At 71.7% G+C, this 12,326-nt stretch carries 12 protein-coding genes and 1 riboswitch; of the genes, 5 read left to right on the forward strand and 7 right to left on the reverse strand.

From position 1 onward, the window contains the following. Positions 1-82: 82 nt before the first annotated feature. Positions 83-2,467, forward strand: a complete 2,385-nt coding sequence (locus tag AC2YHB_RS04240) for a hypothetical protein (protein WP_179650775.1) — start codon at positions 83-85, stop codon at positions 2,465-2,467. 21 nt (positions 2,468-2,488) lie between these two features. Here AC2YHB_RS04240 and AC2YHB_RS04245 read toward each other — a convergent pair whose 3' ends face one another. Together AC2YHB_RS04245 and AC2YHB_RS04250 are read right to left on the reverse strand one after the other, a co-directional pair. Further along, entirely contained in the window at positions 2,489-2,767 is a 279-nt protein-coding gene (locus AC2YHB_RS04245) for an Lrp/AsnC family transcriptional regulator (protein WP_036542247.1), read from the reverse strand. Continuing rightward, positions 2,764-4,476, reverse strand: a complete 1,713-nt coding sequence (locus tag AC2YHB_RS04250) for a DEDD exonuclease domain-containing protein (RefSeq protein ID WP_179650777.1) — start codon at positions 4,474-4,476, stop codon at positions 2,764-2,766. The genes AC2YHB_RS04245 and AC2YHB_RS04250 overlap by 4 nt, the downstream gene beginning before the upstream one ends. Before the next feature lie 99 nt (positions 4,477-4,575). Here AC2YHB_RS04250 and AC2YHB_RS04255 point away from each other — a divergent pair, with 99 nt between their 5' ends. The 4 genes from AC2YHB_RS04255 (at position 4,576) to AC2YHB_RS04270 (ending at position 8,586) form a co-directional block, all read left to right on the forward strand. Then, entirely contained in the window at positions 4,576-4,782 is a 207-nt protein-coding gene (locus tag AC2YHB_RS04255) for a hypothetical protein (RefSeq protein WP_036542250.1), read from the forward strand. 169 nt (positions 4,783-4,951) lie between these two features. Continuing rightward, a riboswitch (cyclic di-AMP (ydaO/yuaA leader) is annotated at positions 4,952-5,116 on the forward strand. A gap of 98 nt (positions 5,117-5,214) precedes the next feature. Next, positions 5,215-6,138 (forward strand): C40 family peptidase, encoded by a 924-nt coding sequence (locus AC2YHB_RS04260; protein ID WP_036543117.1) that lies wholly within the window; start codon positions 5,215-5,217, stop codon positions 6,136-6,138. Continuing rightward, complete coding sequence (locus AC2YHB_RS04265; RefSeq protein WP_179650779.1) at positions 6,135-7,346, forward strand: hypothetical protein; 1,212 nt, start codon at positions 6,135-6,137, stop codon at positions 7,344-7,346. Before AC2YHB_RS04260 ends, AC2YHB_RS04265 begins: the two co-directional genes overlap by 4 nt. 4 nt (positions 7,347-7,350) lie before the next feature. Beyond that, entirely contained in the window at positions 7,351-8,586 is a 1,236-nt protein-coding gene (locus AC2YHB_RS04270; RefSeq protein ID WP_179650781.1) for a M48 family metallopeptidase, read from the forward strand. Here AC2YHB_RS04270 and AC2YHB_RS04275 read toward each other — a convergent pair. From AC2YHB_RS04275 to AC2YHB_RS04295, 5 genes are all read right to left on the reverse strand, one after another. Next, complete coding sequence (locus tag AC2YHB_RS04275) at positions 8,576-8,713, reverse strand: Flp family type IVb pilin (RefSeq protein WP_242530610.1); 138 nt, start codon at positions 8,711-8,713, stop codon at positions 8,576-8,578. The genes AC2YHB_RS04270 and AC2YHB_RS04275 overlap by 11 nt on opposite strands. 104 nt (positions 8,714-8,817) lie before the next feature. Further along, the gene (locus AC2YHB_RS04280; protein WP_051931752.1) at positions 8,818-9,015 is read right to left on the reverse strand and encodes a Flp family type IVb pilin; all 198 of its coding nucleotides are present in this window, start codon (positions 9,013-9,015) and stop codon (positions 8,818-8,820) included. 163 nt (positions 9,016-9,178) lie between these two features. Then, positions 9,179-9,829, reverse strand: coding sequence for a response regulator (locus tag AC2YHB_RS04285; protein WP_036542258.1), 651 nt, complete (start codon positions 9,827-9,829; stop codon positions 9,179-9,181). An 8-nt stretch (positions 9,830-9,837) separates the two neighbouring features. Continuing rightward, positions 9,838-11,397, reverse strand: coding sequence for a sensor histidine kinase (locus AC2YHB_RS04290; protein WP_179650785.1), 1,560 nt, complete (start codon positions 11,395-11,397; stop codon positions 9,838-9,840). 8 nt (positions 11,398-11,405) lie between these two features. Next, entirely contained in the window at positions 11,406-12,302 is an 897-nt protein-coding gene (locus tag AC2YHB_RS04295; protein WP_179650787.1) for a type II secretion system F family protein, read from the reverse strand. Positions 12,303-12,326 lie beyond the last annotated feature (24 nt).

The raw sequence follows: 12,326 nt of genomic DNA on the forward strand, positions 1-12,326 counted from the left end.
CGGCTAGCGTGCGAGTGCCGGCCCCGGGAGGACGTCCGACTGACGGGCGCGTGGTCGGCGTTCCGGGACCTTGGAGGGGATCGTGTCGATGCGTCGTGCCTGCCTGTCTGCGCTCATCTCGGCGGTGGGAGCATCCGCACTGGTGGCGCTGCCGCCGGCCGCCCCGGCCCGTGCCGACGTCGACACCTCGGCGGCTGCCCTCGCGCTCGACCTGCCCGCCGGCGTGACCGTGACCTCGCTGGCCGGCGCTCCCGCCAGCCGTGCGATCGCGGACACCGGTGTCGACCAGACCGTCGACTTCAACGACTTCCCGTCGCGCGGCTCGAGCTACCTGATGTTGTCGACCGGTGACGCCTCGAAGGTGTTCGAGGGCGTTCCGACGTCCCAGCTGAGCACCGACTTCGGTGATGACGGCGCGCCTGATGCGTCGAGCATCACGATCAAGGTCGCCGCTGGCACGCCCGGCGCGGGATGCCTCTTCGTCGACTTCGCCCTCGGCACCGAGGAGCCGACCGGCTACACGGCATCGACCCCGGACGACGCGCTCTCGATCGTCAAGGACGGCACCAACTACGCGTTGAACGCGGGCGACGGCTACTTCAGCCAGGACGACCCGGACACCACGGCGTCGCCTGACTGGCCGGAGTCCGGCAAGCCGCCGTACGAGGTCAACCAGGTCGACTACTGGCACCGCCCGGGCGACCCCCTGGACCCGATCCCCGGGACCGCCGAGGACCCGCGGCTCCCTGCCGTCACCGGGCTGAACCACGTGACGAGCCTGGACACGGCGCGCGTGCCACTGGACGTCAGCAGCGACCAGGAGGTCGTGGTCACGGTGACGGACGCGCCGACCGGGGCGAACGGCGACCTCGACTCGGTCGCCTTCGTCGACGACGTGCGTCTGGCGTCGAGCTGCGGCAACGGGATCGGCGTGGAGCCGAAGCCCGAGAACCAGGAGTCGCCCACCGCCTGCTGCGGCGTGATCCGCGGTGTCCGCGGCGTCGGCAACGCCCTCGTCTACGACCCGATCCCCTCGACCCCCGCGGTCGAGATGTACGACGCCCCGGGCGTCGAGGCGAACGGGTGGAGGTCGCCGTCCAACAAGCCGGTCGAGCTCCGCTTCCGCTGGTACCGGACCGCCTCGGGCTATCGCAACAACGGAAGCATGCGCGCGTGGACCGCGATCCCGAACGCGGACCGGCAGAGCTACGTGCCGACCTCGGTCGACAAGGGCAAGGTCCTCATCGTGCTGGTCACCGGCCTGGTCGACGGACGTCGTGCGGAGACCTTCCCGTCCACCAACGACGCCGCGACCTGGTACGTGACCCTGCAGATCGACCTCGGCACCTTCGTCGAGGGCGAGGCGCCCGTCATCAGCGGACCTGCGGACGGCTCGGCCGCGGTCGGGGAGACGCTGACGGCGCAGATCGGGGACACCGTCCCGCGACAGGACACCTACGACTGGCAGTGGTACGCCAAGGCGCCGGGCGCGTCCGGTCTCGGGTCCTCGATCTCGGGGGCGAACGGCCAGTCCATCACGCTCGGCGAGGCCCAGGCGGGCAAGGTGCTCACGGTCAGGGCAACCGCGAAGCGCGACCAGTTCGCCGACAAGACCTGGACCAGCCCCGAGTACGGCCCCATCGAGGCCCTGACGTGGGGAGCGACCGGGACGCCGTCGATCGTGGACGACGGCAGCCCGCAGGTCAACGACGTCGTGACCGTCGACCCCGGCGCCTGGGAGCCCACGCCCACGTCGTACAGCTATCAGTGGCGCCGCAACGGGCTGCCGATCAGCGGGGCCGTGTCCGGCAACTACACGCTGAAGGCTGCCGACGCCGGTGCGTCGATCACGGTCGACGTCTCGGGCGTGCGCACCGGATATGCCCAGGTGCCGAAGACCTCGGCCCCCATCACGCCCCAGGGCGCGACCATGGCGGGAGCCGTGCCGACCATCACCGGTACCCCGAAGGTGGGCGTGCGCCTGACCGGGGCCGTGAGCGGCTGGTCGCCCGTCGGGTCCTCCCTCACCTACCAGTGGTACGTGGGTGAGACCCAGGTCCAGAGCGGGACGAGCCGCTACTTCACGCCGCCGGCGAGCGCCGTCGGGCTACCCGTCACGCTGCGCGTGACCGGCACCAGGACGGGCTACGAGCCGCTGACCGTGCCGAGCGCGCCGACCGCTCCCGTGGCCAAGGGCGCGCTGGCGGTGGGCACCGTCCGGATGTCCGGGATCCTGCGCGTCGGCAACACCCTGCGCGCGTCGACTCCCTACTGGGGTCCGTCGCCGGTGAGCTTCAAGTACCGCTGGAAGATCGGCAGCGCCTACGTCGCGGCCCCGGCCGGCACCCGGTCCTACCTGAAGTTGCCCGCACGGGCCCGAGGCAAGCGCATCACCCTGGTCGTGACCGCGAGCAAGGCCGGCTACGGCTCGGTGACCAAGTCGGTCGTCAGCGCCGCCGTGCGCTGAGCCGGGCGTCGTCGCGCCGGGTCAGTCGAGGCCCAGCGAGAACGTCGCCTCGAGGTCGTGGCGCGAGTAGGCCCGGTAGGCGATGTGGGTCTCGGTGTCGACGACGCCGTCGACCTTGTTGAGGCGGTCGGAGACCACCGCGGCGATGTCGTCGTGGTTGCGGACGCGCACGAGCGCGATCAGGTCGATCTGGCCCGTGACGGAATAGACCTCGCTCACGCCGTCCAGCGCGGCGATGGCGGCGGCCACCTCGGGGATCCGCGCGGTCTCGGCCTGGACGAACACGATGGCGGTGATCATGGGGCCAGCGTAGTGAGCGCCACGTGGCGCGCGGCACCCTGGACCGGGCAGGTCCACTCGCCGACGACGTCCACCAGGCGCACGCCCGGCGCCTCGAGCCAACGCAGGATCCGCTCGGTCTCCTCCGCCGTGGCGGCGGGCGTCGGTCCGAGGGCGGGGAGCACCGTCTCGGCGGTGAGCCGCAGCGAGTCGACCCAGGTGAGCGCGTCGGCGCCGGACGGGATGACGCCGGCCGCTGCCAGTCGGCCGTGCCGCACGACGTGCACCGCCCAGCGGCCGTCGTCCTCGCGTCGCGCTGCGACGACCTCCGGACAGCCGGTCAGCGCGGCGAGTCGCTGCGTCCGGGCCGAGCCGCGGATGAAGTCGGCGAGCCGGTCGCGGTGGTGGGCCGCCTCCTCGAAGCGCTCCTGCTCGGCCAGCGCCGACATCCGGGCCTGCACGAGGTCGACCACGTCGTCGGGGCGGCGCAGGAGGGTGTCCTGCAGCTGGCGGACCACGGCGCCGTACGACTTCTCGTCGACGCTGCCGTCGCAGGGCGCCAGGCAACGGTCCATCTCGGCGAGCGCGCAGGGGGAGCGCGAGGGCTTCCTGCCGAACCGCTCGTTGCACTGACGGATCGGGAAGACCTCGTGCAGCGCGGCGAGCGAGCTCTCGGCGCTCGCGCGGGAGGAGAACGGCCCCACGTAGTCGGCGTCGTCGTCGAGCACCCGCTTGACGAGCGACAGCCGGGGCCACGGCTCGCGGGTGAGCTTGAGCCAGGTGACCTTCTCCGGGTGCCGCGAGCGACGGTTGTACGGCGGCTTGTGCTCCGCGATCAGCCGCAGCTCGCGCACCTCAGCCTCGAGCGGGGTCGCGCACTCGATCCCGGTCACGGAGGCCGCAAGCTGGACCATCTGCCCGATGCGGGTGCGCTTCTCCGAGGCCGTGAAGTAGGAGCGGACCCGGCGGCGCAGGTCGCGCGAGGTGCCGACGTAGAGGACCCGCTCGCGCTCGTCCCGGAAGAGGTAGACGCCCGGGGCGTGGGGGAGGGTGTCGGCGAGGTGGCGCTTGCGTCGCGACGCCGAGGCGACGCGCGCGTTGTAGCCCTGCAGCTCCTCGAGGGTGTGCACCCCGAGCCCACCGAGCCGCTCCATCAGCCCGTGCAGCACGTCGACGGTGGCGCGGGCGTCCTCGAGCGCTCGGTGGTTGGGCGTCGTCGACGCACGGAACACGCGCGCGAGCGACGACAGCTTGTGGTTGGGCGCCTCGTCGCGGCTGACGACGTGGCGGGCGAGCTTGACCGTGTCGAGGACCTCGAAGTCCGGCCACACCAGGTCCTGCTCCTGCGCGAAGTGGCGCAGGAAGCCGACGTCGAAACGGGCGTTGTGCGCGACCAGCACGCTGCCCGCGGCGAACTCGAGGAACGCCGGCAGGGCCGAGCGGATCGACGGCGCGTCGGCGACCATGCGGTTGGTGATGCCCGTCAGCACGGCGATGAACGCCGGGATCGCGGTGTGCGGGTTGACGAGGGTCTGGAACTCGCCGAGCACCTCGCCGCCGCGGACCTTGACGGCGCCGATCTCGGTGATCCGGTCACCGTCGCCGACCGATCCGCCGGTCGTCTCCAGGTCGACGACGCAGAAGGTGACGTCGCGCAGCGCTCGCCCGAGCTCGTCGAACGAGCGCTGCTCCTCCCACCGCGGGGCGGGGAGTGCAGCCGTCGAGGTCATGCCGATGACGGTAGGCGGTGGCACCGACGCAATCGCGCAGGCATCCCGGTCGCGGGTCGATTCCGGGGTTGTGTCGGCCCCTCCTGCCACGCTCGCCCCATGACGACGAGGATCGACTGCGACACCTGCGTGGTGCGGGGTCTCGCGTGCCATGACTGCGTGGTGACCGTGCTGCTGGGGCCGCCACCGGAGCTGATGATCGACGACGACGAGCTGCGCGCGCTCGACGTCCTGGCCGAGGGCGGCCTGGTGCCGCCGCTGCGGCTGGTCCGGCCGGTGTCGGCGCCGGAGGTGGAGTCCGCGTGACTCCCCATGTGGCTCGTGGTGCTGGTGGGGCCGTTGGGGCTGGTGTGAGCCGTGTCTCCCGTCTTCCCTCCCCAACACGCTCGGCAGGGTTTGGCCTCGGTGCGGGCCACGATTAGGCTGCTCGCTCAGGTGTCCGTGGAAGTGGGTCGACCGATCCGCGCGGGCACCGCGCTGAGTCCGGGGTCGTTCGCGGCACCGGAGCCGGGGAACCAACCACATCTGGGGTGAATCCCGCACGAGGGGCGACCTCGCCAGCCCGACCGGGCTGCGGGGGAGCAGGGAGTGCGGGTAGGGCGAGTCGTGTCCGAATCCGTCAGCTCACCCGGTAGGCGTACGACACCAAGAGGGGACCGCCAGCACGTGCTGAACGGCCGCAAACGCACCACCGCTTCGCTTGCCGCACTGGCCCTGACGGGGACGATCGCCCTGTCGGTGAGTGCCCCGACCAACCCGGCGCAGGCCGAGCCCGACATCGAGACGGTGCGCGACCGCGTCGACCGGCTGCTCCACCAGGCCGAGCAGGCCTCGGAGCGCTACAACGACGCGCGCCTCGAGCTCGCCGAGCTCAACCGCGACCTCGACTCGCTCGAGGCCGACCAGTCGCGCCAGGGCGACGTCCTCGACGGCGTCCGCGCCGACGTACGGGACGCGACCATCCAGCGCTACCAGAACGGCGGCCTCGGTGCGACCGGCGAGCTGCTCGCCTCCGACTCCGCCGGCTTCCTCGACGAGCTCGCGACCCTCTCGACCGTCGACGGCATCCAGGACTCGCTCCTGTCGGACTACGACAACGAGCTCGAGGCCTACAGCATCCGGCGCGACCAGACCGAGGAGCGCCGTGCCGACGTCAAGGCCCTGAAGAAGGACCTGGCGAAGGAGAAGAAGAGCGCCGACGACAAGCTCGCCGAGGCCAAGTCCCTCCTCTCGAAGCTCGAGGAGGAGGAGCGCGCCGAGATCCTGTCCCGCGGTGGCTACCGTGCCCCCGCGGCCGGCTCGATCCCCGCGTCCGGCCGTGCGAAGGCCGCCATCGCCTACGCGCTGGCCCAGGTCGGCGACGCCTACGTCTACGGTGCGGCGGGCCCCAACGCGTTCGACTGCTCGGGCCTGACGATGATGGCCTGGGCCCAGGCCGGCGTCAGCCTGCCGCACTCCTCGCGGGCGCAGATGGGCTCCGGCACGCCGGTGTCGCGCAGCGACCTGCAGCCCGGTGACCTGGTCTTCTACTACAGCCCGGTCAGCCACGTCGCCCTCTACCTCGGCAACGGCATGATCGTGCACGCGGCCAACCCCGGCGCGGGCGTGAAGGTGTCGAGCGTCGACGAGATGCCGTACGCCGGAGCGGTCCGGCCTGGGTGACCCACCGGGTCCTCTCACCCGTCCTGGCGGGCGCGCTGCTGGTCGCAGCCCTGCTCGCCGGCGGGTGCTCGGGCGACGAGTACGTCGCCCCGCCTCCCGTGGAGCGCAGCGACGTCGCCGATCCGGCCGTCGCCGCAGCGACCGTGGCGGCCCTGCAGGACGACCTCGACGACCCGACCGCCGCGGGCGAACTCGGCACTGACGGCCCCGCCGCCGACCTGCTCACGGCGATCGCCCGCAATGTCGCGGCGATGCGGCTGACCGACGTCACGCTGGCCTATGTCACCGAGACCGGCACGACCGCAGGCGACGACGCCTGGGACGGCCTGGTCGCGGTCACCTGGCGTGTCGCCGGCTTCGACCGCGCCTCCGCCCGTGCCGAGGTCCCGGTGTCCTTCGCCGACGGCGGCCGCACGATCGCCGCCATCGGTGCCGACGCGAAGCGGCTCCCGTTGTGGCTGACCGGCCCCGTCGTCGTACGACGGGTCCCGGGGGCGCTCGTCGTGGTCGCCGGCGAGGCCACCGACATCGAGCTCCTGGCCCGCCGCACCCGTCGTGCCGTCGCGGCGACCCGGCCGTTGCTCGGGCGTGGTGACGGCCTCGTCGTCGAGGTGCCGGCCGACAGCCAGCAGCTGCGCCGGGCGCTCGGTGCCGACCGCGGTGCCTACGACGCGATCGCCGCGGTGACGGCCCCGGTCGACGGCTCGACGGCGCCGCGCAGCCCGGTGCACGTCTTCATCAACCGGTCCGTGTACGACGGCCTCGACCCGGTCGCCGCGCAGGTGGTCATGACCCACGAGGCCGTCCACGCCGTGACGGGCGCAGCGCTCGTGCGGGGCGCGCCGCTGTGGCTGGTCGAGGGATTCGCCGACTACGTCGCCCTGCGGGACGTCGCGCTGCCGGTGGCGCGGACGGCGGCCCAGGTCATCCGCCAGGTCCGGCGTGACGGCCTGCCCGACGCGCTGCCAGCCGACAGCGACTTCGACCCGGGGGCGAGCCACCTCGGCACGCTCTACGAGGCGGCGTGGCAGGTGGCGGTGACGCTGGCCGAGCACGGCGGTGAGGACGCCCTGGTGGCGTTCTACCGCGACGTCCTCGACGGGACGGCCCTCGACGCGGCGCTGCGCCGCCACTTCGCGTGGAGCGAGGCCGACCTCACGGCGGCATGGCGCTCCCGGCTGGCCGCCCTTGCGGGCGTGCCAGAGTAGGGGAGTGGACACGGCACCAGCGGCCCGGAGGATCGCGCTCGGCACCGTCGTCATCGGGCTCGCGGCCTTCGTGCTCATCGCCGCCTCGCGGGTGCCGTGGGAGCCCTTTCCCGGCGGCATGCCCAAGCCGGTGAGCGACACGTCGGTGTTCACCTTCTCCGAGATCGAGCGGGCCGAGCACTACGCCCGGTGGGCGCGGACGTGGAGCTGGTCGTCGCTCGCGGTGTCGCTCGCGGTCGCGTGCTGGCTGGGCTTCAGCCGCCGCGGTCGGGAGTGGGCCGAGCGGGTGCCGGGCTGGTGGTGGGTCCGGATCGTCCTCGTCGTGGCGGCGCTGACCGTCGTGGGCCGGGTGGTGACCCTGCCGTTCGGGATCGCCCAGCGCACGCTGGCCCTCGACGAGGGGCTTGCGGCCGGCTCCTGGGCGGACTGGACCATCGACGTCGTCAAGGGCGAGCTGGTCTCCGTCGTGACGACCTCGCTGGCGGTGGTGGCGCTCGTGGGCTGCGTGCGTCGCTGGCCGCGCGCCTGGCCGGCCGTCGCCGGGGGCGTCGCCGCGGTCCTGGTGGTGCTGGGCTCGTTCGTCTACCCGGTGCTGGTCGAGCCGGTGTTCAACCACTTCGAGTCGCTGCCGGACGGGCCGCTGCGCACGGAGGTGCTGGCGCTGGCGAACCGTGAGGGGGTCGCAGTCGACGACGTGCTGGTCGCCGACGCGTCACGCCGTACGACGACCCTGAACGCCTATGTGTCGGGCTTCGGCCACACCCGGCGCGTGGTGCTCTACGACAACCTCGTCGACGGCACTCCACGCGACGAGGTGCTCTCGGTGGTGGCGCACGAGCTGGCCCACGCGAAGCACGGCGACGTGGTGACCGGAACCGCACTCGGGGCTGCCGGCGCGCTGCTGGGCGTGGGCCTGCTGGGCCTCGTGATGGTCGGCGACGGCCGCCGTGACCTGCGCAGCGCCGGTGCGGTGCCCTGCCTGCTCGCCGTGGTCGCGCTCGCGACGCTGGCCACGGCGCCGATTCAGAACGGGATCAGCCGGAAGCTCGAGGCCCGGGCAGACGAGACGGCGCTGGAGCAGACGAACGACCCGCAGGCCTTCGTCGCACTCCAGCGCCGTCTGGCGCTGCGCTCCCACGCCGACCCCACACCCCCGGCATGGTCGCAGTTCTGGTTCGGCTCCCACCCGACCGTCCTGCAAAGGATCGGCATGGCCCGGGCGACCCCGGTCAGGGAGTGAAGTCCACGTCGAACAACGCGGCGACCTGGGGTCCGAAGGCGAGGAGGCCGGCGACGATCGCGAGCGCGATCATCGCCACGAGCAAGGCGTACTCGACGGCGGAGGCGCCGCGGTCAGCACCCGTCATCGTCGTCGCCCCCATGTCGTCGTCGGTTCGCAATGGTCTGGATGTGCAGGTGGCCGCGGACCTCGCGGTCCGCGGCCACCAGCAGTGGTTCGTTGCGCTCGTGCTCAGGCGCCGTCGGGGTTCGCGACCTCGTCGGCCGCGCCGTTGAACAGGTCGCTGAGGTTGCCGCCCAGCAGGAACACCGCGCCGATGATCAGCATGGCGATGAGGGCGACGAGCAGGCCGTACTCGACGGCCGTGGCGCCGCGCTCGTCCATCTTGGCGAGGCGGGCGTTGAGCAGGATCTGGAGGTACTTGACCATCGGGGTTCTCCTAGTGCACTGGTGTTCTGTGTCCCCGGGGAGTGCTCCCCGATGACGAGAACTCTGCCGGAACCCGAGGCCCGTCGAATCGGGAGTTCGTCTTCTCGCTCGTAGTCAGTTCTGACTACGGGACCCCCTGTGAACGGAGCGCCGCGACAGAGCCTCAGCGCGCCGCGGCCTGCACGGTGGACAGCAGCCCGATCCGCATGGCCGTGACCAGTGCCTGGGCGCGATTGGCGGCCCCCAGCTTCTGGTAGATCCGGGCGATGTGCGACTTGGTGGTCGACTCCGAGAGGTACAGCTTCTGCCCGATCGCCGCGGCGTTCAGGCCTTCCGCGAGGAGGAGCAGGACGTCGTGCTCGCGCTCGGTCAGGGCGGTCGACTCCGCCGACTGGCGGCGCATCATGGCCCCCACCAGGCCGGCGCACACGAAGGCCTTGGGGGAGACCGCTGCGTGCCGCGCCGCCTTGATGACCTCGGTGGACGGAGCGTCCTTGCCGACGAAGCCCGAGGCGCCGGCCTGCATGGCGGCGAAGATCTGCTCGTCGCCGGAGTGCATCGTCAGCACGATCAGGCCGACCTTGTCGTTCTCCTTGCGCAGGGTCCGTACGACGTCGAGGCCGGTCCCGTCCTGCATCTGGAGGTCGGTGACGACGACGTCCGGCTTGACCTCGTGGTAGCGCTGGATGCCCTCGGCCACCGAGCCGGCCGTGGCGATGACCTGGAGGTCGGGCTCGAGGTCGAGGACGGCCCCCAGACCGTTCCGGATCAGCTCGTGGTCGTCGATCAGCAGCACCGTGATCTTGTCGCTCATGGCATCTCCTAGGGAGCCGGGACGGCCGGATGTGACCCGACCGAGTGACGGGGGATCTTCAGGGACACCGACACCGTCAGGCCCCTGCTGGCATTGTCGCGAACCACGAGTTCCGCACCGACCAGTCTCGCACGTTCGCGCATGATCTTCAGGCCGTGCGAGTCGCTGCGCGCGCTCTGCAGGCCCACGCCGTCGTCGGTCACCGTGATGATCGCCTCGGGGGCGTACACCTGGCACCGGACGTCGATCGACGTCGCCCTCGCGTGCTTGACGGCGTTGTTCATGGCTTCCTGCGCGATCCGGAAGAGCTCGGCCTCCACCTCGGGGCGCAGGCGCTGCGGTTGCTCGTCGAGGCGCACCCGGATCGGTATCCCGGAGGACTCCGACAGGTGCCGGGCGACATTGCTGATCGCGGCCCCCAGGCTCTCGGCCTCGCCGATGGACGTACGAAGGTTCATCACCGACCGCCGTACCTCGGAGACGACGACCGATACCCGTTCGCGCAGCATGCCGAGGACCTTCGCCTGCTGCTCGTCCGCGGGGCGCGCGGCGAGCGCGTCGACCAGGTAGCCGAGCGAGGCGATGTCCTGGGCGACGCCGTCGTGCATCTCGCGGGCCAGGCGGTTGCGCTCGTCAGCCGTGGCAGCGTCGCGGAACTGGGCGAACAGCAGGGCGGCGTCGAGCTTGACCGCGTTGTCGCCCAGGCTGCTGGCGACCTCCGTGAGCGAGACCGCGCTCGGCTCGCTGTCGACCGGGCGCAGTCCGGCGACGATGGCCTGGTCGCTGACGCGGAAGGCGAAGCCGTGGCCGATCTCGACGGTCGCGCGCCGGTCCTTCGCCCCGTGGCGCACGTCGCCGGCCAGGGTCTCGCAGGCAGCGAGGTCCCCGGGGTCGAGGTCGCTGGTGGACGCGACGGGCGTCAGCGCCTCCCCGCGCGGCACGTAGAGGACAAGGCCCCGGTTGGGGATCCGGTCGCTGACCTCGCTGAGCAGCTCGCCACCGAGTGCACCCACGTCGAGGCCCGAGCTCAGGCTGCCGGCCAGCGCGAGCAGCTGCTTGAGGTGCTCCTGCGCGTCCCGGTACGGCGCCAGGGGGTCCGGTTGGCGGTCCGAGGAGAAGGTGACGCTGGCGATCAGGCTGAGGCCCAGGCCGGTCATCACCCAGGTGAAGATCGCGACCGCCTGCTCCGAGGTGACCCGCTCCCACCACATCAGGGCGAGGGCGACGACTGCGATCAGCTCGACGAGGACCGTGCGCATCATCGTGCGGGTGCCTGCGATCGCCGTCGCGTACAGCGGCGGTACGACGAGTGCAGCGAGGATCGCCGGCCCGTAGTTCATGCTGATCGCGCAGATGATGCCGATCGTCGCGGCCTCGGTCGTCGGGCTGAGGGACAGTTCGAGCTCGCGTCGGGTCGCGGTGATCCCCTGGTACACCCAGACGGCCGCGATGAGCAGCAACGCCACGACGCCCTCACTCTGGCGCAACCAGAGGATCGGGCCGCCGATGGCGAGCAGCGCGAACAGCCGGGCGGCAGCGACCACCGCGAAGGTCTGGCTACTCGGCATGGCCTGCGTTACCCCGTCTGGCTGAAGGCATCCATGGCGTTGAGCACCGCCGGCGCCATCACCACGATGAACAGGCACGGAAGGATGAAGAGGATCAGCGGCATCATGATCTTGACCGGGACCTTCTGCGCCTTCTCCTCGGCGTACTGCCGCCGCTTCAGCCGGATCTCCGCCGACTGGACGCGCAGCACCTGACCGATGGCGATGCCGAAGGCATCGGCCTGGACCATGGCCCCTGCGAATGTCTTGAGGTCGTCCACGTTGCTCCGCTCGCCGAGCGCTCGCAGGGCCTCCGAGCGCCCCATGCCGAGCTGCATCTCCCGCAGGACGCGGGAGAACTCCTCCGCCAGGGGTCCGTCGGTGTTGCGGGCCACCTGCTGGAGCGCCGCGTCGAAGCCGAGCCCGGCCTCGACGCTGATCGTCAGGAGGTCGACCGCGTCGGCGAGGGTGCGCTTGATCTTGTCCGCGCGGTGCTGGGCGAGGTTGTAGACGTAGAGGTCCGGCCCGAAGAAGCCGATGAGCACTCCGGCGATCACCACGATCAGGATCCAGGTCAGCGGGAGCCCGATCAGGACGGCGTACACGAGCAGGATCCCCGGCAGCGCGGCTGCGGCGATGACCTTCAGCGCGATGATCCGGTCGACGGTCCAGTCGCGGGGGTTGCCGGCGAGGTCGAGGCGGTGGCGCAGGCGCTCGGCCGCGTCCGCGCCACTGATGCGGCGACCGATGCCCACGGCACGGTGCTGCAGCGGTTCGATCACCCTCTCCCCGAACGACCGGTTGGCGTCCTCGGCGAGGTCGCGGGCGGAGTCGCCGTGCTGTTCGAGGGCACGCAGGGCGCGAGCGAGGCCGTCGGAGTTCTCGTCGCGGGCCAGCGCGGCGTTGATGGCCACCGCGGCAGCCACCAGGAGCAGAAAGGCTAGGAAGAG

Source organism: Nocardioides sp. SRI_004, assembly GCF_057586415.1.